Annotated in this window: 18 protein-coding genes and 1 tRNA gene; 7 read left to right on the top strand and 12 right to left on the bottom strand. The window is 41.3% G+C overall.

Features of this window, described 5'->3' with window-relative positions:
* The first annotated feature begins 297 nt into the window (after positions 1 to 297).
* Positions 298 to 371, top strand: a tRNA-Arg gene (locus tag FC24_RS02775).
* Positions 372 to 843: 472 nt separating this feature from the next.
* Here FC24_RS02775 and FC24_RS02770 read toward each other — a convergent pair.
* From FC24_RS02770 to FC24_RS02750, 5 genes are all read right to left on the bottom strand, one after another.
* Entirely contained in the window at positions 844 to 1056 is a 213-nt protein-coding gene (locus tag FC24_RS02770) for a CsbD family protein (protein ID WP_057873350.1), read from the bottom strand.
* A gap of 97 nt (positions 1057 to 1153) precedes the next feature.
* Positions 1154 to 1567: a DUF3284 domain-containing protein gene (locus FC24_RS02765; protein ID WP_057873349.1), complete on the bottom strand. Its 414-nt coding sequence runs from the start codon at positions 1565 to 1567 to the stop codon at positions 1154 to 1156.
* A 72-nt stretch (positions 1568 to 1639) separates the two neighbouring features.
* Positions 1640 to 1975, bottom strand: a complete 336-nt coding sequence (locus tag FC24_RS02760) for a PTS lactose/cellobiose transporter subunit IIA (protein WP_057873352.1) — start codon at positions 1973 to 1975, stop codon at positions 1640 to 1642.
* A 21-nt stretch (positions 1976 to 1996) separates the two neighbouring features.
* A complete protein-coding gene (locus FC24_RS02755; protein WP_057873348.1) occupies positions 1997 to 3241 on the bottom strand; it encodes a DEAD/DEAH box helicase in 1245 nt (414 codons plus the stop codon).
* Entirely contained in the window at positions 3238 to 4236 is a 999-nt protein-coding gene (locus FC24_RS02750) for a Gfo/Idh/MocA family protein (RefSeq protein WP_057873347.1), read from the bottom strand. Before FC24_RS02750 ends, FC24_RS02755 begins: the two co-directional genes overlap by 4 nt.
* Positions 4237 to 4402: 166 nt before the next feature.
* Here FC24_RS02750 and FC24_RS02745 point away from each other — a divergent pair, with 166 nt between their 5' ends.
* Positions 4403 to 4765 (top strand): DUF4828 domain-containing protein, encoded by a 363-nt coding sequence (locus FC24_RS02745; RefSeq protein WP_083485611.1) that lies wholly within the window; start codon positions 4403 to 4405, stop codon positions 4763 to 4765.
* Between the two features lie 52 nt (positions 4766 to 4817).
* Here the strand turns inward: FC24_RS02745 and FC24_RS02740 are convergent, their stop codons facing one another.
* Complete coding sequence (locus FC24_RS02740) at positions 4818 to 5660, bottom strand: MurR/RpiR family transcriptional regulator (RefSeq protein ID WP_057873346.1); 843 nt, start codon at positions 5658 to 5660, stop codon at positions 4818 to 4820.
* A 151-nt stretch (positions 5661 to 5811) separates the two neighbouring features.
* On the opposite strand from FC24_RS02740, the gene gnd reads away from it, so the two are divergent.
* From gnd to FC24_RS02715, 5 genes are all read left to right on the top strand, one after another.
* Positions 5812 to 6708, top strand: a complete 897-nt coding sequence (gene gnd, locus FC24_RS02735; protein WP_057873345.1) for a phosphogluconate dehydrogenase (NAD(+)-dependent, decarboxylating) — start codon at positions 5812 to 5814, stop codon at positions 6706 to 6708.
* 130 nt (positions 6709 to 6838) lie between these two features.
* Positions 6839 to 8431, top strand: coding sequence for a gluconokinase (gntK, locus tag FC24_RS02730; RefSeq protein ID WP_057873344.1), 1593 nt, complete (start codon positions 6839 to 6841; stop codon positions 8429 to 8431).
* Positions 8432 to 8444: 13 nt separating this feature from the next.
* On the top strand, positions 8445 to 9797 hold the full coding sequence (locus FC24_RS02725; protein ID WP_057873343.1) for a gluconate:H+ symporter: 1353 nt from the start codon (positions 8445 to 8447) through the stop codon (positions 9795 to 9797).
* A 290-nt stretch (positions 9798 to 10087) separates the two neighbouring features.
* Entirely contained in the window at positions 10088 to 11647 is a 1560-nt protein-coding gene (gene gntK, locus FC24_RS02720; RefSeq protein WP_057873342.1) for a gluconokinase, read from the top strand.
* 29 nt (positions 11648 to 11676) lie between these two features.
* Positions 11677 to 13029, top strand: a complete 1353-nt coding sequence (locus FC24_RS02715; protein ID WP_057873341.1) for a gluconate:H+ symporter — start codon at positions 11677 to 11679, stop codon at positions 13027 to 13029.
* Between the two features lie 125 nt (positions 13030 to 13154).
* Here the strand turns inward: FC24_RS02715 and menC are convergent, their stop codons facing one another.
* The 6 genes from menC to FC24_RS02685 form a co-directional block, all read right to left on the bottom strand.
* Positions 13155 to 14264 carry an o-succinylbenzoate synthase gene (gene menC / locus FC24_RS02710; protein WP_057873340.1) on the bottom strand — a complete coding sequence of 370 codons (1110 nt, stop codon included), beginning with the start codon at positions 14262 to 14264 and terminating at the stop codon, positions 13155 to 13157.
* Entirely contained in the window at positions 14261 to 15070 is an 810-nt protein-coding gene (menH, locus tag FC24_RS02705; RefSeq protein ID WP_057873339.1) for a 2-succinyl-6-hydroxy-2,4-cyclohexadiene-1-carboxylate synthase, read from the bottom strand. The genes menC and menH overlap by 4 nt, the downstream gene beginning before the upstream one ends.
* On the bottom strand, positions 15063 to 16745 hold the full coding sequence (gene menD / locus FC24_RS02700) for a 2-succinyl-5-enolpyruvyl-6-hydroxy-3-cyclohexene-1-carboxylic-acid synthase (protein WP_057873338.1): 1683 nt from the start codon (positions 16743 to 16745) through the stop codon (positions 15063 to 15065). The genes menH and menD overlap by 8 nt, the downstream gene beginning before the upstream one ends.
* Positions 16746 to 16763: 18 nt before the next feature.
* The gene (locus tag FC24_RS02695; RefSeq protein WP_057873337.1) at positions 16764 to 18047 is read right to left on the bottom strand and encodes an isochorismate synthase; all 1284 of its coding nucleotides are present in this window, start codon (positions 18045 to 18047) and stop codon (positions 16764 to 16766) included.
* Positions 18048 to 18434: 387 nt separating this feature from the next.
* Positions 18435 to 20255, bottom strand: coding sequence for a heavy metal translocating P-type ATPase (locus tag FC24_RS02690; RefSeq protein ID WP_057873336.1), 1821 nt, complete (start codon positions 20253 to 20255; stop codon positions 18435 to 18437).
* Positions 20256 to 20512: 257 nt separating this feature from the next.
* Positions 20513 to 21772: a hydroxymethylglutaryl-CoA reductase, degradative gene (locus FC24_RS02685; protein WP_057873335.1), complete on the bottom strand. Its 1260-nt coding sequence runs from the start codon at positions 21770 to 21772 to the stop codon at positions 20513 to 20515.
* Positions 21773 to 21817 lie beyond the last annotated feature (45 nt).

The raw sequence follows: 21817 nt of genomic DNA, 5'->3' as shown, positions 1-21817 counted from the left end.
CGAGGAGATCTCCAAAGGATAGAAACTATCCTTCAACACCATTTGACAAACTTCCTTTAATTAACGGGTGTTGATCGCGATGATCACAAATTTTGTGAGATTCATGGATGTGCGTTCGATTGTACCCCAAAATGTAAACTGTAAGCAGGAAGATGGTCAATATAATCCCCATAAACTCACTTCCCTTTTTAACTGGTGACACCCTTTTTTAATAAACTTATTATAATACTTTAATTGATTTAAAGACAAGTCTTTAGTATTTACAAGTTAAAGAAATAATGGAATAATAGAGTACATGGCTCCATAGCTCAGCAGGATAGAGCAATCGCCTCCTAAGCGATAGGTCACCGGTTCGATTCCAGTTGGGGCCATTTTAGAATGAGTCAAAACGAAATTTCATTTTTCAGAGTCTTACTAAACTAATGTTTAGTAAGACTCTGTTTTTTAAATTAGGCTAAAAATAAATTTTTTGCACACAATCTGCACACAAAGCTGCTAAGATAATAATGACTGGTAATAGCCTTCAAAAATGGCAAAAATAAATCATTTGTCCCGTTTTAAAAGCAATAAACTTTCGCGCTTATCTTACATGTAAACTGGACGTAAAATACAGTAATGCACTACTTTTCTTAATAATAACGGTCAATTCACGATTGTGAATTGACCGTTATGGTTTGCTATTTACCGACGCTTCTGACTTTCATTTGCTAGCTCCAACGCAAGGGGGATACGTGCTGGTTCTGGTTGCTACACCCAAATTGCAAACTTTTCTGCTTGTCTGAGGGAAAAAAGTCCCCATCGTCTTAACCAGTTGCTTAAGTTTTTAATCACAACCTTACCAATTTAAGAATGTTTGTCTAATTTATCTTTCATTTTATCAACTGCTGTGCCAGTTTTTTCAGAAGCTTTATCCTTAACATCCGTTAACTTATCTTTTGCTTTACCTAGTAAATCTTGTGATTTGCCTTTAGTTTCACGTTGTTTGTCCCCCGTTACTTTACCAGCTGCTTGATTTAATTTACCTTTAGTTTGTTGCTTTGCACTGTCTTTGCTCATCATCATGACCTCCTAGTAATTTGATTAAGCTTAAGTATACGGAGCCCCTACTTTAAACGCAAAAAAAATGCATCTGCCTAAGGCAGATGCATTTTCATTAATAAGACTTCTCAATTTGTAAGAACATTTTCTTAAAATTGTGCCGCTTTAAACCACCTAAGAAAGTATCACTGATAAAATCTAGTAAGCGTTGGCCCCACGCCCGCGCAAAGATTTTTTCTTCATAAACAATCTTACTCTTGTGTTTTTCTAAAGGTAACATATCGTACTTCACTTCATAGCGATTCGTGTCCGTGACCGTTTGGTAATGGTAGCTACGGTTGCGAATGTTTTTGGTAATGGTCACCTGGGCTTGAGTATCATCAGCCAACTGTTTTTGATAAGTAAAACCTTCCAGTTGTGCTACCGTTAGCTGCTGACCAGTATGTGCATAAATTTCAAACAGCTCAACATCAATAATTTGATGGTACAAAAACGCTGCTGGCACGTTCAATAACTGTTCAACTCTCATTGACGGTCACCTCCAATGATAAACTTATTTTCTGCTTGTTAGTATACGCTATTCTCAGCAAAAGTTAAATCATTATCCTTTTTTTTCTGACGTAACTAAGGTTAATTTTTGGTAAAGCGCCACGATTTCTTTTGTTGTCTCGCAATAAGCTGTGGTACTCATCAAATGATCCTGGGCATGGATTAATAACAACGTTAAATGAACAGGGTGACCTTGGGCTTCTTTAGTTAATAACGCCGTCTGCGCTTGCCGTGCTTTAGCTAAAGCCTGATCAGCTGCAGTAATTTTTTGTTGCGCCGCTTTAAATTCAGTCCGCTTTGCCGCTTGAATCGCTGCAGCCAACAACCGATGCGCTTGCGTACTATTTACCATGATTGCCATGACTTGATTTGCATTATGTTCAACCATTTTCAATAACGCTGCTTTCTCTCATTTACGATGCTTCCCTTTGTTTAATTGATTCCGTTGCCGCTTTTTCTTTCTCGATTGGCGTTTGGCAGGCATTTGTTGCGATATTCTTTTATTTTTAGCCGTCGATTGATTATACTGACTCGTTTTTTCATGCTGTACCGGTTTTTGTGTCGTTATTTGTCCGGCAACCAAATAAGCACGCTTAACTTGATAGTGCTCACGCACCAATTGTTTGAGGTCACGAAATTGGCGCTCATTGCCTAAAGTTAACACTAGACCTGCAGCCCCCATTCGACCTGTTCGGCCAGCACGGTGTACATAAGTCGTTAAATCAACTGGTAAATCATAATTGACAACCGCTGGTAAGTCGGTGATATCTAGCCCGCGTCCAGCAACATCAGTTGACAATAATAATTTAATTTGTTTTTCCCTTAACGCTTTTAGTGCTTGTTCACGTTCAGTTTGCCGCAAACTGCCATCTAAAACAGCCACCTTAACATGCTGATGTTGTAAAACTTGTGCCACTTTTTCTAACTCCGCAGCAGTATTAAAAAAAACTAATGCATAAAAATCAACTAGATGACTAGCTTTACGCAAAATATCCACTCGCTTACGAATTGGAGAAGCAACAAATAAATGCTGAACGGCACCAGCACTAGTATCCTGTTGTCGAACATCATAAGTTGTCACTGGAACAGCAAACCACTTAGGTAATTCATCTAAAATTGGAATTTTTGTTGCAGAAAAAAAGCCTAGTTGTGTTTCGCCAGGCGCACGCCGCACAACATCACGAATTGTTTCTCGACTGTCAGCCGTTAACAACTGATCTGCTTCATCAATCACAATGGTCTGTAAAGTATGCATTTTCACTTTACGCCGATCGATTAATTCTAACAACCGTCCCGGTGTTGCGACAATGACTTCTGGTTTTTGTTTTAATCGCTCAATTTGCCGCCGAATATTTGCACCACCAACAATGGCTTGAATCTTTAGCTCCACTGCCTTGGTAAACGGCTGAATGGCCGTTCGTTCTTGAACTGCTAGTTCTTGCGTTGGCACTAAAATCAATAACTGCAAACCAGCACGTGGCATTAATTTCTCCAATAATGGTAACGTATAAGCCAAAGTTTTGCCAGAACCTGTAGGTGCAATGCCTAAAACAGAGGCATCGGTTTTCAATGGGTGATAAACGGCTTTTTGAATGGCAGTAGGTGCCTGAAACCCTAGCTGTTGCCAAATAGGTGCAAAAATCGGATTAATCATTGGTTCTCCTTTGCGTCTGCAGCAAATTTAATTCCTGCAGATTGTCGTAACTGGTATAACACTTGGTTGATTTGCTGACTAATCTGCAACCGTTTAGCAGCAGCCTGGTGGTCTTTTTGTGACAACATTGTTGCAAATGCTTCTGCTTCATGAATCATCGGGTTAGCAGCCGGTGGCGTACTCAATTGCTCAGTTTGCTCTCCACGCCGTAATTTAACTGTTTGCAGATCTGCCGCGTTGTTGTCTAGCAAAATTGTTTCATGTAAGCCATAAATTTCTGATGTTTGATAAGCTGTGGCATTTTTCCCAAAAATCAATGTGACATCAAAGTCAGGGTAGCGCAAGATGGCAGTCCCTTTACCATCCACACCAGTTTTAATCATTGACGCATAGTAATGAGCAGCTTGTGGGACCCCGAACCACATCACGGCGTCATAAACCAGATAGACCCCTAAGTCTTGCAGGGCACCACCTGAAAAACGTGGTGAAAAAATGTTAGGTTCTTTTCCAGCTAAGACTTGATCATAGCGGGATGAATACTTCATGTAAGCTAAAGTCGCACCTTGTAACTGATCTAATTTAGCAATGGCTGTCTTAACAGCTTTAAAATTAGGTTCATAGGTGTGGCGTGCCGCTTCAAATAAAAATAAATCAGGCTTTTGCGCCAATAATTTTGTAATGGCAGCCATTTCAGTTGGGTTAGAAAAAGCTGGTTTTTCAACAATGACATGCTTACCTGCATTTAAAGCTAGTCTTGTCTGTTCAAAATGTAAACTATTTGGCGAAGCAATGTACACTACATCAAACTGTCCGCGTTTGAAAAAAGTAGTTAAATCAGTAAATGTTTCAGTTGCATGGTACTTTGTAGCCATTTCTTCTGCAGTATTTTGATGTCGTGAGTACACCGTTGTCAATTGATAAAGTTTTGTTGCCTGCGCGGCTTGAATGAATTGTTCAGTAATCCAGTTGGTTCCGATAATGCCAAGTTTCAGCATACAGCTACCAGTCCTTTCGTATCTGCTTTCTAAATTAATTTTACGCTAATTACTAGAAAAAAGCACTAACTGTGTGCGTTGAAAATTAAACGTGCTATGATTGAATCAGTAAGTTATAAAATTACTAATTAAGTGTTCGCTCGCCACATGAAAGGAGCAATTGTGCATGATAAAAAAGCTAATTAGTTTCGGGCAAAAATTAATCAGCCATAAGTGGGATTGGTTAAAATTAAAACAACAGCCTAAAACTCCCCAACAAACAGATCTAGCAAAATTTTACGTTGGTTCGTGGCTTTTTTATGATGCTAAACAAGCACGCAAGCACCAATTGCAAATTTCCGATGACTTAGCGATCAGTATTGATGACCACCCATTAGCTGGATCCGTGATTGCTTTAACCAGCCAACAACTGTTATTTCTTGATCAGTATGGTTACCAGCTAAAAATCACGCTAGCTTACCAACAGCCTTACGAAATTTACGATGAAGCTGATCACCGAACCTACCCGATTAAGCAAAAAAATAAATAATTTTTCCACACCGTCGCGCTGAGCTGGCGGTGTTTTACTTTGCCTAGATAAATTATTGATACCTAGTTTGGCTGATCACTTGGCGGATTTTGCGAAACGATACTTGCGTTTTTTGTGGCAAAGACAAGCTGACCAATAAAAAAAGCGTGTCCATAATGCTGATCTGCGCAAGCATCGATGACAAAGCTTCAGAACGATATTTTGATTCGTCAGAAAGTGACACCAGTGTCACTGAGCTATGTTGTGCTAATGGCGATTTAGCAAAACTAGTAATGACAATTAGCGGCACTTGATTAGCCACTAATTGCTGTGCTAATTGTAAAATTTGTGCGTCCCGGCCGGTATGTGAAATTAGAATGGCACAATCTTTTGCTTGCATTCGCGCTGCCTGCATTAATTGTAAATGAAAATCAGAATTAAAACGAACATCTAACGGCGTGCGCATAAATTTATGGTAAGCATCTGCCGCCACAATGTTAGAACCACCTAACCCAAAAAAACTGACTTGATGGGCTTGCGTTAAATAAGCCACTGCTGTTTCTAATTCTTTTTTAGTCAATAAAGCTAATGTGTCAGCTAATGAATGTTGATTAGCCGCAAAAATCTTTTGAGCAACCGTTAATGTATCATCTGTCGCCTTTACTTCTTCAAATAACGACGTACGGTATTTTTCATTACTGACCAACGCAACCCTTAACGCCGCAAAATTAGCATAACCTAAACTTTTAGCAAATCGAGAAATTGTCGCGGCTGAAACATGACTCAACTGCGCCAATTTACTGATTGTGATATTTGCTGGCAATTGGTTAGCTTGTTGTAAAAAACGGGCTAACTTCTTTTCGGCACCTGATAATTCTGGCCCAAAGCGTTGTAATCGTTGTTGTATTTCGTTCATATTCCTACCTCTTATTTGCTTGTTCAAAATTTCATTAAGCGTTCACTTATTAGAATACAATAAAGAAAATAAATTTCAATAAAAAACGCTTGATTTTTGAAAAATATTTTCTTATACTAACAAGTGTTGATTGATGAAAGAAGGAAAAACAATGCAAATAGGGATGATTGGTTTAGGCAAAATGGGCTTAAACTTAATTGAAAATATGCAAGACCAGCAAATTAAAGTTGCTGCCTATGACTTAAACCAGGAGGCACGGCAAAAAGCAGCTGCAACAGGCGCTAAAACAGCCGCAACGCTGTCAGAATTGTTGACACAGCTGCCTACACCCCGACTCATCTGGGTCATGGTACCAGCTGGTAAAGCCACTGATTCAGTGATCAACGAGCTGAGTCAAAAACTAACAGCCGGTGATACCGTTTTAGATGGTGGTAATTCATTTTACCGTGATTCAATGACACACAGTCAATTACTGGCCAAGCAAGGCATTCATTTCTTTGATGTGGGTACTTCAGGCGGTATGGCTGGTGCCCGGCACAATGGTAACTTTATGATTGGTGGCGATCAGCAGTTATTTGCCAAAATTGAGCCACTTTTTAAAGCGATTGCAGCACCTGATGGTTACCTTTACACTGGCCCTGTCGGTAGCGGCCATTATTTAAAAATGGTGCACAATGGCATTGAATACGGTATGATGCAGGCCATTGCTGAAGGCTTTGACGTATTAGACCACAGCCAATTCGATTATGATCACGCCGCGGTTGCTAAAGTTTGGAATCACGGTTCAGTGATTCGCAGTTGGCTAATGGGCTTAGCTACCGATGCCTTTACCAAAGATCCGGGCTTAACTCATCTACAAGGTAAAATGCATTCCTCTGGCGAAGGTAAATGGACTTTAGATGAAGCATTGCGGTTACAAGTACCAACGCCTGTCATTGCGGCTAGTCTCATGATGCGTTACCGGTCTTTAGAAGATGATACTTATACAGGCAAAGTAGTTGCTGCCCTACGTAATGAATTCGGTGGCCACCCTGTCGATCAGAAATAAATTAAAATAAGTCAATAGACCAGAATTGTTAAAAAGCGTATTTGTTGTGCGTGCTACAATAATGGCGCCAACAATCTGGCTTTTTATTTTGTCGATTTTAAAAGCGTTAACACAAGGAGGAATTATTCCCATGAAAGCAATGATCGGTGTTGATATCGGCACAACCAGTACTAAAGCAGTTGCGTATGATTTACAAGGTAATGTTCAAGCTTACGCCAACATTAGTTACCCACTGTACCAAGACACGCCAGATACTGCGGAAGAAGATCCAGAAGAAATTTTCTCAGCAGTTGTTGAAGTTTTAACTCAAGTCACACGGAAAGCAGCTTTAAATCCTGGAGATTTACAAGGGGTTTCATTTTCAGCTGCCATGCACAGTCTAATTTTATTGGATAAAGACAAACAACCGCTCTCACGGGCGATCACTTGGGCGGATAATCGTTCAGCAAAATATGCCCAACAACTAAAAGAAAACGGTCTAGGAGAAAAATTGTACCAAAAAACAGGGACACCAATTCATCCGATGACACCGCTGTCCAAAATTATGTGGCTGCGTCATGAAAAGCCAGAATTATTTAAAAAAGCGCATTATTTTATTGGCATTAAAGACTATGTTTTATATAAAATATTTGGTCAATTAGTTATGGACTATTCACTAGCCTCAGCAACTGGCTTGTTTAACATTCACCAAATGACTTGGGATGCTGAAGCACTGAAAACTGCAGGCATTACGGCCAAGCAATTACCGCAATTAGTGGATACGACTTACCAGTTACATGGATTGAATTCTGCTTATGCCAAAGTAACTGGAATTGATGCAAACGTCCCCTTCGTTATTGGTGCTAGTGATGGTGTACTTTCTAATCTTGGTGTTAACGCGATTGATCCTGGCGTGCTTGCCGTTACGATCGGTACTAGCGGTGCTGTTCGGACTGTGGTTGATAAACCCACTACTGATCCCCAAGGTCGACTATTTTGCTACGCTTTGACAAAAGATAAATGGGTGATCGGTGGGCCTGTAAATAATGGCGGCATTGTCTTTCGCTGGGTACGCGATCAGCTATTTGCTCCTGAAAAAATCACGGCAGAACAAATGCGCGTCGATACTTATGAAATCTTGACTGAAATTGCAGAGAAAATTCCAGCAGGCTCTGATGGCTTACTGTTCCACCCTTATTTAGGCGGTGAACGTGCCCCCATTTGGGATGCTAATGCCCGGGGATCCTTCTTTGGCTTAACTCGGCAGCACACTCGTGCACACATGGTCCGAGCAGCCCTAGAAGGTATTGTTTACAATCTTTATATGGTGATGTTACAAATTGAAGGCGTCGCCGGAAAACCGAAAGCCATTCAAGCAACCGGTGGTTTTGCGCGTTCTGAATTATGGCGGCAAATGCTAGCAGATATTTTTGAACAAAAAGTGACCATCCCGCAAAGCTTTGAAAGCTCTTGCTTAGGTGCTGCTGTAATTGGCATGCTCAGTTTAGACTTAGTGGATGATCTATCAGCTGTTAAAAGTATGGTGGGCAGTACCAACGTCCACCAACCTAACCCAGCTAACTTCAGCGTTTACCGCGAATTAATTCCAATTTGGATTCGGGTTGGCCGGGCAATGGCTAGTGAATATGCCAACATTGCTAATTTTCAGCGTACACATTTAGCTGCACACCGCAACACTAAAATGGGAGCTGATATTGAACAAAACAATAATTCGAATTCATAAGGAGGGATAGCAGATGGATTTACTTGTTTTATTACTGGGCATCATCTTTTTACTATTACTAATCATTAAATTTAAACTAAACACTTACATTTCACTAGTGCTCACTGCTTTACTCGTCGCGGTCGGGCTGGGAATGCCACTGACAAAAATTGCAACCAGTATCCAAAACGGAATTGGTGGTCAACTAGGCGAACTGGCAATCGTCTTCGGCTTTGGTGCTATGATTGGTCGTTTAGTTGCCGATGCCGGTGGTGCCTATCGGATCGCACATACCTTAATTGCAAAATTTGGTAAAAAGCGGCTACAAATTGCAGTTGTTTTAGCTTCATTTATTATCGGCATTGCGTTATTCTTTGAAGTCGGCATTGTTTTATTAGTGCCAATCGTTTTTGCCATTGCCACTGAAGCAGGCGTGCCAATTCTTTATTTAGGTATCCCGATGATGGCAGCACTATCCGTGACTCATGGCTTTTTACCGCCACATCCGGCACCAACTGCTATCGCTAGTGTATTAGGGGCTAATCCGGGCAGCGTATTGGTCTATGGTTTAATCATTGCCATACCAACGGTTTATATTGCCGGCCCACTGTTTTCTAAAGTTGCCCGTAAAATCGTTCCCAGCGCTTTCACACGTAAAGGTAATTTGACTGCTTTAGGAACGCAGAAACAGTTCAAGTTAGCGGAAACACCAAGTTTTGGCATCAGTACCTTGACTTCACTTTTTCCTGTTGTTTTAATGGCCATTACCACCATTTATCAATTAGTCTTCACTGGCGGTAAATTACCTAAAAATCCGTCAGCTCTAGATAGTGCAGTTTCTTTTATCGGTACGCCTAGCGTTGCCATGACCATTTCACTATTCTTTGCCCTTTACACTATGGGGTGGCGTCGCAAAGAAAAAACTGCCCAGATCAACCAAACCATCGAAGAGTCAGTTAAATCTATCGCGATGCTACTCTTAATTATCGGTGGTGGCGGTGCCTTTAAACAAATCCTCATCGATGGGGGTGTTGGTGATACCATCCGGGTACTTTTCACCGGCTCCAACTTGTCTCCACTATTTTGGGGTTGGTTAATCGCTACCGTCCTTCGGATTGCTTTAGGCTCAGCCACAGTTGCTGCCTTAACTGCCGCTGGTTTAGTAGCGCCCTTAATGGCCGCTAGCGGAGTTAACCCAGCCTTGATGGTCTTGGCTATCGGTGCTGGTAGCCTGACCGCTTCTCATGTTAATGATGCAGGCTTTTGGATGATCCGCGAATATTTTGGTTTAACGATTAAAGAAACACTGTTAACTTGGACAACTTTGGAAACAATTATTTCAGTCTGTGGTTTAATAGGTGTTTTAATCCTTGGTTTATTTATCTAATGTTGTCACAAGTAGAAACACAAAAACAAAAAAGCGCTTGCTTTTAAAAATTTAATTTCGTATACTGCAAGTAAGTCTTAACGTAATGCACTGAGTTTATAATGATTAACCTGTCACTGCATTTAGACGTTAATGGCGATCTACTGCAATTGGATTTCAGTATGTCATCATGACGATTATAGGAACGCAACTTGTCACTTTGTATAATGTGTTAGTTAACTTCTGTAATCGCCTCATGGCATATTTTTTATTCTTACTTTGGTAGCGCTATCAAGAAAGGCGGTTTTTCCATGAAAGTCATTATTGGTGTTGATCTGGGAACAACTAGTACAAAAGCAGTAGTGTATAATTTGCAAGGACAAGTTCAAGCTCACGCAACCGTCAGCTACCCACTTTTTCAAGAAACTTTAGATATGGCAGAAGAAGATCCCGACGAAATCTTTTCAGCTGTGATCACTGTGCTAACCCGGGTCATGCGGCAAGTAAAAATAAGTAACGCTGAACTACAAGGGGTTGCATTTTCCGCTGCCATGCACAGCTTAATCCTCCTAGATGCAGCTAAACAACCTTTAACGCGCGCAATCACTTGGGCTGATAATCGTGCGGCCAAATACGCTCAACAACTAAAGCAAAATGGACTGGGACAAACACTTTATCAAAAAACCGGTACACCAATTCATCCGATGACACCCCTATCTAAACTGATTTGGCTACGTCATGAAAAGCCAGAACTATTTCACAAAGCCCATTACTTTATTGGCATTAAAGATTACATTCTGGAAAAACTTTTTGGTCAATTAGTCATGGACCATTCATTAGCTTCGGCCACTGGTCTGTTTAATATTTTTAATCTTGATTGGGATCCAAAAGCATTAGCAACAGCACACATTAACGCTCAACAATTGCCAAAACTAGTTCCTACTACCTATCAACTACATGGGCTTAATCCTGCTTATGCTAAGGTAACTGGCATTGCACCTGATGTGCCGTTTATCATCGGCGCCAGTGACGGTGTATTATCTAACTTAGGTGTTGATGCAATTGATCCTGGCGTGCTAGCTGTTACCATTGGCACTAGCGGCGCCGTGCGAACAGTTGTCGATCATCCTGTCACCGATCCGCAAGGAAGATTATTTTGTTACGCACTTACACCGGGTAAATGGGTGGTTGGTGGCCCGGTTAACAACGGTGGCATCGTTTTTCGCTGGGTGCGCGATCAATTATTTGCCCCAGAAAAACTAACTGCTCAGCAGATGCAAGTTGACACTTATGATATTTTAACGACAATTGCAGGTAAAATTCCGGCAGGTGCAAATGGCTTGTTATTTCATCCTTATCTTGGAGGTGAACGCGCCCCAATTTGGAACGCCAATGCCCGCGGCTCCTTCTTTGGCCTCACCCGGCAGCATACCCGTGCACACATGGTCCGAGCAGCCTTAGAAGGCATTGTCTATAATTTATATCTTGTCATGCTACAAATCAAAAAAATGAGCGGTGAACCTAAAGCAATTCAAGCAACTGGCGGTTTTGCCCGCTCTGAATTATGGCGGCAAATGCTAGCAGATATTTTCGAGCAAAAGGTAACCATCCCCCAAAGCTTTGAAAGTTCCTGCTTAGGAGCTGCTGTTATCGGTATGCTCAGCCTGAAACTAACAACAGATTTAAACATTGTTAAAAAAATGGTCGGCAAAACTAATGTTCATCAGCCAAACCCGGCTAATTTTACGATTTATAGAGAACTCTTACCTATTTGGATTCGCGTTGGTCAATCACTAGCAGGCGAATACCAAAGTATCGCTGATTTTCAAAGAAAATACGCCAGTCAAGCAACACAACAGGCACCGAAATAACCAGCCTAATAAAGGGAGGCAAATTAAAAATGAACCTTTTGATTTTACTACTGGGCATTATTTTTCTATTATTATTAATTATTAAATTTAAACTTAACACTTACATTTCTTTAGTTCTAACCGCCATTTTAGTTGCTGCCGGCTTAGGCATGCCATTAACTAAGATCGCAACCAGTGTACAAGATGGCATTGGCAGTCAACTAGGTAACTTAGCCATCGTTTTTGGTTTTGGTGCTATTATTGGACGCCTGGTGGCCGATGCTGGTGGTGCCTATCGAATTGCCCACACCTTAATTGCAAAATTTGGTAAGAAGCGATTGCAGTTTGCCGTGGTCCTAGCTTCTTTTATCATTGGAATCGCGCTCTTTTTTGAAGTCGGCATTGTCTTATTAGTGCCAATTGTTTTTGCCATCGCAACGGAAGCTAGTGTCCCGATTCTATACTTAGGAATTCCAATGATGGCTGCTCTTTCCGTTACTCATGGCTTTTTACCGCCGCATCCAGCACCAACCGCGATTTCTGATGTACTAGGTGCCAATGCCGGTAGCGTTTTAGTCTATGGTATGATCATTGCCATCCCGACTGTCTACATTGCTGGCCCACTATTTTCAAAGGTCGCACGTAAACTAGTTCCTAGTGCATTTACGCGAAAAGGGAATTTATCTGCACTGGGGAAACCCAAAAAATTTATTTTAGCAGAGACACCCAGCTTCGGTATCAGTACGTTAACCTCCCTGTTTCCGGTTGTATTAATGGCAATTACAACAATTTACCAGCTAGTTTTTACTGGCGGCGAATTGCCGAAAAACCCTTCTGCATTAGATAGCACCATTGCATTTATCGGTACACCCAGCATTGCGATGACCATTTCATTATTATTTGCCCTTTATACGATGGGGTTACGCCGTAAAATTAAAATGGCAGAGATTAACCAAACAGTGGAAAGTGCAATCAAATCCATTGCGATGCTACTATTAATTATCGGTGGCGGTGGCGCCTTCAAACAAATTTTAATCGACGGTGGTGTTGGCGATACCATACGTAACTTGTTTATCGGCTCGAATCTATCACCACTACTACTGGGATGGGTCATCGCCTCATTGCTGCGGATTGCTTTAGGCTCAGCTACAGTAGCAGCGTTAACAGCTACTGGCTTAGTTGCACCTTTGATGGCAGCTAGTGGTGTGAATCCCGCTTTAATGGTGCTAGCCATTGGCGCAGGCAGTGTCATTGCTTCCCATGTTAACGATGCCGGCTTTTGGATGATCCGCGAATATTTTGACCTGACCATTAAAGAAACCTTGCTCACTTGGACCGTTCTAGAAACATTGATCGCCATTTGCGGGTTGATTGGTGTGTTAATTTTAGATTTATTTATTTAACGAAGACGCGTGTTTGATAACTGATTAGTTGTTTTCTAATTGTCGAAAAGCGGGAGTGATTCCTGATGAATCACTCCCGCTTTGCTTTTATAAAAAACTAGTTTGTGCTATCCAGCTTCACCACTTTAAATTAACCAAGTCTCCTGTTTTAAAGTTTGCTGCACGCGCTGTCGATCTAATTGCACGCCTAAGCCTGGTGTTGGCGCAACTTTTAAACAGCCCTGTTGTAACGTTAGTGGCTGGGTTAACACATCCTGCTCAAAATAACGTTGACTAGCCGATATATCGCCAGGAAGGGTGAATTCTGGCCGACTAGCTAAGGCTAAATCAAACGCACGACTGATACCACTGCCTAACATGCCACCACACCAAACTAGTAATCGGTGTTGCTGACAGTATTTCACAATATCTAGTGCTGCTGTTAGCCCGCCTACCCGCGTTATTTTCAAATTAATTGCTTGACAGCTTTTCAACGCTGCAGCTGTTTTAACATCCGCTAAAGAATGAATATTTTCGTCCAAACATAGTGGCGTTTTTAATTGACGTTGTAAATACGCATGTTCAACGAAGTCATCTGCTGCTAATGGTTGTTCAATTAATTTTAAATTTAATCGATCTAATTTTTTTAATTGCGCTAAATCAGCTAACGTAAAAGCAGAATTCGCGTCAACCATCAAATTTAATCGTGGATATAATTGACGGAGCGCAACAATTTGGTCAACATCGGCTGGTTTAGTTAGTTTTAATTTAACACGCCGATAACCAGCCATTACAGCCGCCTTAACTTGCTTTACCAGAATTGACCATTCAGTATAGTGACCTAAACTAATGCCCACAGGGATTGGGCGGACGGCACCACCGATTAATGTTGCCAGGGGCTGTCTCAGCTTTAGTGCATAAGCTGCCCAAATGGCAGTTTCCATTGCTGCTCGTGCAAGCTGATGTCCACGCAAATATCGTTGCAAATACTGCGCAACTTCTTGTGGCGTTGTAAATTCAAAATGCCGCAGTAAAGGGACAATTTCTTGTTGTAAAGTTAGCCAAGTGCTAGCTTGCGTTTCTGGTAAATAACGGCTGTCGGTAAAAGCTGGTAATTCGCTGACGCCGGAATAACCGTTATTTAAATAAACAGTCAGCAAAGTCGTTACGCGTTGTTTCGTAATACCGTGTGCTGTCACAAAAGGAGATCGAAGCGGTAAGCTAATTTGCTGTAGATGAATGTGTTCAATTCTCATAAATTCCCCTTTAAAATGGTAGCAAAAGTCGCTGGCGCCTCAAAATGCACATTATGTCCAACTTTAGGGACAATAATCCATTGCGCTACAGGCACCATCCGTTGTAATTTTTCACCAATACGACTAAATTTTTGATCCAATTGACCTGTAATTAACGTAACTTTAACGGCTAGGTGTGCCAATTGGGGCCAAAAATTAGGTTGACTACCAGTCCCCATTTTTTCCAATGAGTGTGCTAAATTAATTGGATTTTGCATTAAGCGCTGTTGTCGCATACGCTGTTGCTGTTTTAAAGACAATTGATGTTGACTAGCAAATAATGGCAATTGCCCCCATTGATCGACAAATGATGCCAAATCATTACAACGCAAGTATCGTGCTAACTTTTGATCATGCAATTGTCTTTCACGCCGCTGTTTAGCATCTGCAATTCCTGCTGTACTACTTTCCAAATACAAATGGTTGATTAAATCAGGTCTTGCTAACGCGAATCCTAAAGCTAAACGACCGCCCATTGAGTACCCCACTAAATTAACTTTCTTTACTTGTAATTGTGTTAATAAGTCAGCCAAATCCCTAATCTGAGCGGTCATCGTCAGTCGTTTAGGTGGAATGGCTGGGGGCTGTGAACCAAATCCCAATAAATTTAAACTGATTCGGTAACCCGTTAAAGCTTGAGCAACTGGTACAAAATCACTCTGACTGCCCATAAAACCGTGAAGAAATAACCAAGCTTCAGTATCAGGCTGTCCCCAAGTCAGAAAGGAATACACTTGTCCCCTACTTTTTAAATGCTGCTTAATCATCCTGTAATGCACTCCTTAATCTACGTAGCAATGCTTGGTGCTGCTCAACATTTGTACGCCGATTCGACAACACTTCAATAAATTGCACTTGATTAGCAAGCGCTTGTCGCAATTCAGCAAGCGTCTTAACTCGTTGATAAGACAGTTGATATAAAGTCGCGACCTGTTTTAAATCGAGATTTTGTGGTGTACCAAATAACAATTCAAAATGTGCCTTGGCTTGTGCTTGCGGTAAAAACGAAAAAATACCACCGCCATTGTTATTGATCACAATTATTTTTAAGGGTAATTGATAACGTCGAACCATCATTAAACCATTCATATCATGAAACAGTGCTAAATCACCTATTAATAAATAATGCTGGCCAGGACTAGTCGCCATCCCAGCAGCGGTCGAGACTACCCCATCAATACCATTTGCACCACGATTGCAGACAAGCTCCCGCATTTGTCTACCTGAATAAAAATCATCCACATCTCTAATTGGCATACTGTTACTGATAAACAGATGACTATTTGCCGGTAAAGATCGATCTAATTGTTGTATCAACGTCATTTCATTTAATTCAACTACTGGTGGTAAGCTAGCAACTAAGCGTCTTTCATACTGTTGCCATCTTACCAAGTAGTCTGACGCTTGTTGAGGCAAATTAGCAGTTAATTGTGTTAATACAGTTGCTTCATCAGCAGCAACCACCTCAGTTGTTGCATAACTGTAATCCGCTAATTGGCGTTGTGCCCCAATTAAATAAACAGGTAACGTCTGTTTAGCCAACCACTGAACTAGTCGCGCGGATACCGGCGTACCACCTACACGCAAAATCACATCAGGCTGTAGTGTCGTTGGCAAGTTAGGAAACAAGCGTAACAATAAATCATAATGTGCAATCACGGTATTAGTCCCACGTAAATTAGCTAAATTGTCTGCCAGAATTGGCCAATGACACTGCTGACTTAAAGTTAATAAAACAGTACGGTAAGTCTGCGTTTCTTCAGGTCCGGCAATGATAAGCACGCGTTTTCCCGATAATTCTTGTTTTAAACGGCTTAGTTCAGCAGTAGTTAATTCCTTTTTTGCTGGCGCGACTCTAAGCGATTTTAATTGTGGTGGCGCCACATTTAAATCTGGTAATAATGGCTTACGCAAAGGTAAATTTAAATGCACTGGTCCCTGTGGCGTGGTCAGCGCTACCACCACACTACGTTGGCTTTGAAAGCTAACAAACGCGGCGTTAGTTGAACCAGGTGTTTGTAAAGCTAAACGCCAAGCTTTTTTAACTTGCTTACCATAGAGATCTGTTTGCTCAATTGCCTGAGGTGCCCCGATGTCCGTTAATTCTAAAGGGCGGTCTGTCGTTAACAGTACTAAGGGTACGTGACTGAGGTTGGCTTCTGCAATCGCTGGCAAATATTCAGCCGCTGCCGTTCCTGAAGTACAAAGCAACACCACTGGCACTTGTTGTGTTTTAGCAATACCTAAAGCAAAGAACGCCGCTGAACGTTCATCAACATCAACATAAAGCTGCAATGTCGGCGATTTTTTAACCCTTTCGGCTAAAATCAATGCAATGGGCGTCGAACGAGAACCTGGTGAAACAACAAAATAACGAACGCCTTGTGCCACTAAGCCACTGATCAAGCGATGAACATTTAATGTCAATGTCTGATTATCCATAATTTTCTCCCACTTTAATTACTGTAATAATGTCAGCATTGGTTCAAATTTCAAACTGGTTTCTTGTACTTCTTGTTTAGGGTCCGAAGCTGCCACAATTCCTGCACCTGCAAACAATTTTGCTCGCTGGCCGTGAATTAACATCGAGCGAATGGCAACAGCAAACTCTCCAGTGCCCGCAAATGTGACATAGCCAAAAGGCGCACCAAATAAGCCACGAAAATCAGGCTCCCAACGCCGAATTAAGGTTAATGCCGCTTCCTTTGGATAGCCACCGAGTGCAGGCGTCGGATGTAAAGCTGCAATTAATGTAAATATATTTTCATTCGCAGCTAAATGTGCCCGAATTGGCGTATAAAGATGCTGAACGCGTTGGCTTTTTAATAAAATTGGTTCGTCAGGTATCTCTAAATGTGTTGTTAAAGGTGTTAAACGCCGTTTAATTTCTGCCACCACAATTTGCTGTTCACTGCGATTCTTTTTATCCTGCAACAAAGCAGTTCCCAAAGCCTGATCCTGGTATTTTTCAACGCCTCTAGGTGCCGTTCCTGCTACTGCTGCTGTTTGCAAAACACTAGCAGTTAATTTAACTAAACGTTCTGGTGTTGCACTGACAAACAACTGATGATCAACTTTTAATACCAAATGATAAACTGCTAACTGCTTTTGCCGCAAGCGCGTTAAAATTTTAGCATAATCAAAATCCATTTCATTATTAACTTGAAGTGTTCGGGCTAAAACCACTTTTTCCAACGTCGATCGGCCCTGGATTTGTTGGACAATTTCAGCAACATGGCGTTGCCAAGTTTTAGCATCAGCATAATAACTAAGCTTATCTAAGTTATTTGCTACTTTAGTTTGCGGCAAATATTGCTTGAAATCTTGCACAATATCTGCAGTTGCAAATTGTTGTTCGGTTGTTTCGATGAGATCAGTTTTCTGCGCAGTTTTCTTAATTAGAAAACGCGGTAAAATAAAATACCCATTTCTTAACTTTTGCCAGTCATTATGCTGTTGCTTGCCAATTTTCATGAAAGTAAAGCTGCCTAAAATCGCTAACATTTCTGGATTAATTGAATTAATCATTTGCTGGTGTAAACCCGCCAGCCAATTAGCCACTTTTTGATAACCAGCGGCATTATTAGCTGGCTTGCAAATAGCCGTGGCACCAAATCCGTACCAAGCACTAGTCTGATCTGCGCTTTCAAAAACAATATAACGTGATAACGCTAAAGCTTGTTTTTCTAATGTTTGCCACTGGGCTGACGATAATGAGATTGTCTGTGTTCTTACTTGTAACATTATGCCACTTTCTTTTGTTATGTTATGCCCATTATGCAACAATTCGCTTATATTGACCACCCCTAAAGATAGCGCTTTAATTTTATAATGAAAAAACAACTATTCCAAATTATAATAGTATAGCTCGTTTTTTAGTGAGATTTTATAATCTTTAGCACCTCGCCGTCAGAACTAAGCTTATGGTAATCATTAATCATAGCGAGCATCATTACACGATGCTATTAAAACGTTGCAGTAGCTTTTAAGCGGTCTACTCACTTATTTTGATAGCCATCATGACGTGACATAAATAACGGGTAACTCATACATTTGAGTTACCCGCATTTTCACCGATTAGAAAACAATTAGCCCCTGCAAAACAAGCTAAGCTGATATGATTCCCCCATTTTAATCTGTCGCAACTTTTAACTCAGTTTGCTTCAAGCCTTTTTTAGCACGTAAAGCTAACAAGATTGTTAATGTGTCTACAACTTCTTGAAACAATGCTCCCACTAAAGCAGGGATGAAACCAAACGAAGCCACTAACATCAACACCACTAAAATCACAATACCGGTTAGAACATCACTTTTAGCGATTTGCATGGTATCTTGCGAAATTTTGATTGCATTTGCTACGCGATTCAAATCGTCTTTTAAAATAACTGCATCAGCTGATTCACTTGCTGCTGTTGCACCATGTGCTCCCATTGCAATACCAACGTCAGCAGCTGTTAATGATGGCGCATCATTAACGCCATCACCAACCATGATGACAGGTTTAGCTTCTGCAGGTACTGCGCGTAATTGTTTAATTTTATCTTGTGGCAAACATTGGGCATGAACTTGCTCAATGTTAACTTCACGTGCAATTGTCTGAGCAATTTGTGCTTGATCGCCGGTTAACATCATTGTGTGTCGTACACCTAAGTGGGGCAAGCTTTCAACCATTGCAGCAGCTTCGGGGCGAATTTGATCATGAAAAGTGATATAACCTTGATAAACTTGGTCAATTGCTACGTGAATCGCAGTTTGTTGAATCTTCTGTTCTGCTAGCTGCGGTGCCACATAGTTGAATTTGCCTACTTTTACCTGATGACCAGCAACTTGTGCTGTCACACCAGCCCCTGCAGTTTCCGATAGCTTTTCTAATGTTAACAAATGATTTTGGCCAGCATAATCAACCAACGAGCGTGCCAAAATATGACTAGACTGCTGTTCTGCACTTGCTGCAAATTGAAGTAAGCGCTCAGCAGACAAATCAGCTTTTGACACAACGTTAGCAACAGTCAGCCGGCCTTTTGTAATGGTTCCCGTTTTATCAAACGCTATGGTCTTAGCTTGAGCTAACTTTTCAATTGTCGTTCCAGTTTTAACAATAATCCCATTACGACTAGCACGGCTCATGCCAGCAACTAGGGCAACTGGTGCTGCTAAAATTAGCGGGCACGGTGACGCTACCACTAACACTTCTGCGAATCGAACTGGATCACCCGATAACCACCAAGCTAAGCCGGCGATCAATAACGAAATCGCCGTGAATGGAACAGCATAGCGATCCGCCATCCGAACAAAATGAGCTGGTTGTGCCTCAGACGTCTTAACCAATTTAACAATCGCTTGATACTGACTATCTGCTGCGATCCGATCAACTACCATGGTAACTGCTGTTTCACCATTGACTGAACCAGACAACAATTCAGTTCCAGGAACTTTAGTAACTGGCCGTGATTCACCAGTCAAAGAAGATTGATCAAAAGTTGATGTTCCTTCTAAAACGCGACCATCAACTGGGACTAGCTCACCAGGCTTGACCACTAATTTATCCCCAATTTGGGCTTGTTCAGCAGTGATGTCTGTCAATTGTAACCCATCAAGTCGATGTGCAACCTGCGGCGAATTAGCCAATAGCGCTTTTAATTCACGACCTGCTTGCTTGGCTGCATACTCTTCCAATGAATCGCCACCAGTTAACATGACTAATACCAATAAACTAGCCCAATACTCACCAACTGCTAAAGTAGCAACAATCGCCATGATGGCTAGTAAATCAACGCCGTATTTACCTGAGCGCAGCGTTTTAATCATTTCAATTAATAATGAAAATGCCATTAATGCCCCTAATACGGTCACTAAAATTTGAGCCCACAGCGGCTGTGCGAAAATAAATTGTAAGATCAATGCCGCTGCACCAATGAGTAAGGTTGCCACTAACTTATATCGATGTTGCAATGAACCAGCCTCCATTCCTGTGCAAATTCACTGTAACATGATAATCAGTCTAATAAAAATTTAACACTGGTTAGCTTGTGCAAAATAAATTCAACCCCTGCTGTCACCGCAACAGTACCAAAATTATTTTCACAATCTAAAGCAGCCAATTGATAATGACTATCACCTAATAATTAAATCCATTTAACATAAAAATAAATAGCGATCATTAAGCTGAGTTTAACGACTAAAATCGCTGTCTTTATGGTTGTACAAGCTCAACGTTGCTGTCTTAGTGCATGCAAAAGTTGCTTAGCAGTTGTCAAATCCAAAGTTTTTGCGTGTTTTAAAGCGTTACTTAATGGTAAAACTTCATCTGTACTAGCGCCAGCAGAAATTGCTAAGCTTTTAACTTGTAGTGCCATGTGTCCTTGCTGAATACCGGTAGTCACTAAAGCTTTCAAAGCTGCTAAGTTTTGGGCTAAGCCTAATGCACACAACACTTGCATCAACTCTTCAGCAGAGTCAATGTGCGCTAAACGTTGGTTAGGTTTAACTGCTGGTAATGCCTTAGTGGCACCACCGACAAATCCTACGGGTAAAGGCAGTGTTAATTCACCTTGTAACGTTTTAGCCTGTACTTGCCATTGGCTGAGACCTCGGTATTGACCATTACGAACGGCAAAAGCATGAGCGGCGCTTTCAATGGCCCGAAAATCATTACCAAACGCCAATGCAGCCGCAGTGATGCCATTCATAATGCCTTTATTGTGCGTGACAGCACGATAGGGATCTAACTGGGCAATCCGACTGGCTGCTGCAATTTTACTAGCGACTAACGTCCCATTTATTTTTGCTGTACTTAATGCTGCTAGCGGAAGTGCAACTTTAGCTGTCACCAAATTATCTGGCCCATGATTAGATAAAATACTCATCAAAATAGTTGCCTGCAAATGCGGCCGTAATTCGGCTGCAACTGCCTCAAGCATGGTATTTATCATATTAGCGCCCATGGCCTGTTGAACATCCACTGCCAAATCTAATGACAGCTCTTGCTGACTTAATGGTCGCAAGCGTAGCCATTTAGCTCCACCACCACGCTGCTGTAATGAAGGGTGCGCAGCGTTAGCAATTTTTAGTAAGGCGGTTTTACTTTTTTCAAGTTGCAACTGCAATTTTTTCATATCTGCAATATCTATGATAATAATTTGACCGATCAATAAGCGCTGAGGCTGATTGGTGGTAAAACCACCGCCAGCAACTGCTAATTTAGCACCATTGCTCGCAGCAGCAATAACAGAAGGCTCTTCCGTTACCATGGGCACCTGGTAATATTTTCCGTTAACCAAAAGCTGGCGCGCCATTCCTTCTGGTAATGAAAAAGTGGTTAATTGATTTTCAATTAATTGTCCCGCACGTTGTTGCGTTAATGATTTGCCTGCACGAAAAAAAGCAGCATCGCCAGTTGTTAGTGTTTTTTCTGTTTGTAAGGCCGCAAGTCGTTCCAAGCGTGATAATTGGTAAAATTTTTTCGGCAATCCATTTATCCCCTTTCTAAACCGATTTACCAGTTTATTTTATCA

Source organism: Loigolactobacillus rennini DSM 20253, assembly GCF_001436505.1.
In the GTDB taxonomy this organism is placed as follows: Bacteria; Bacillota; Bacilli; order Lactobacillales; family Lactobacillaceae; genus Loigolactobacillus; species Loigolactobacillus rennini.
Note: the sequence above shows the minus strand (reverse complement) of the source record. Positions and strands in the feature narration are given on the sequence as shown.

Coding starts and splice junctions, on each gene's coding strand:
- FC24_RS02770 (WP_057873350.1), bottom strand. CDS start 1,056: ATGAGCAAAGACAGTGCAAAGCAACAAACTAAAGGTAAATTAAATCAA.
- FC24_RS02765 (WP_057873349.1), bottom strand. CDS start 1,567: ATGAGAGTTGAACAGTTATTGAACGTGCCAGCAGCGTTTTTGTACCAT.
- FC24_RS02760 (WP_057873352.1), bottom strand. CDS start 1,975: ATGGTTGAACATAATGCAAATCAAGTCATGGCAATCATGGTAAATAGT.
- FC24_RS02755 (WP_057873348.1), bottom strand. CDS start 3,241: ATGATTAATCCGATTTTTGCACCTATTTGGCAACAGCTAGGGTTTCAG.
- FC24_RS02750 (WP_057873347.1), bottom strand. CDS start 4,236: ATGCTGAAACTTGGCATTATCGGAACCAACTGGATTACTGAACAATTC.
- FC24_RS02745 (WP_083485611.1), top strand. CDS start 4,403: ATGATAAAAAAGCTAATTAGTTTCGGGCAAAAATTAATCAGCCATAAG.
- FC24_RS02740 (WP_057873346.1), bottom strand. CDS start 5,660: ATGAACGAAATACAACAACGATTACAACGCTTTGGGCCAGAATTATCA.
- gnd (WP_057873345.1), top strand. CDS start 5,812: ATGCAAATAGGGATGATTGGTTTAGGCAAAATGGGCTTAAACTTAATT.
- gntK (WP_057873344.1), top strand. CDS start 6,839: ATGAAAGCAATGATCGGTGTTGATATCGGCACAACCAGTACTAAAGCA.
- FC24_RS02725 (WP_057873343.1), top strand. CDS start 8,445: ATGGATTTACTTGTTTTATTACTGGGCATCATCTTTTTACTATTACTA.
- gntK (WP_057873342.1), top strand. CDS start 10,088: ATGAAAGTCATTATTGGTGTTGATCTGGGAACAACTAGTACAAAAGCA.
- FC24_RS02715 (WP_057873341.1), top strand. CDS start 11,677: ATGAACCTTTTGATTTTACTACTGGGCATTATTTTTCTATTATTATTA.
- menC (WP_057873340.1), bottom strand. CDS start 14,264: ATGAGAATTGAACACATTCATCTACAGCAAATTAGCTTACCGCTTCGA.
- menH (WP_057873339.1), bottom strand. CDS start 15,070: ATGATTAAGCAGCATTTAAAAAGTAGGGGACAAGTGTATTCCTTTCTG.
- menD (WP_057873338.1), bottom strand. CDS start 16,745: ATGGATAATCAGACATTGACATTAAATGTTCATCGCTTGATCAGTGGC.
- FC24_RS02695 (WP_057873337.1), bottom strand. CDS start 18,047: ATGTTACAAGTAAGAACACAGACAATCTCATTATCGTCAGCCCAGTGG.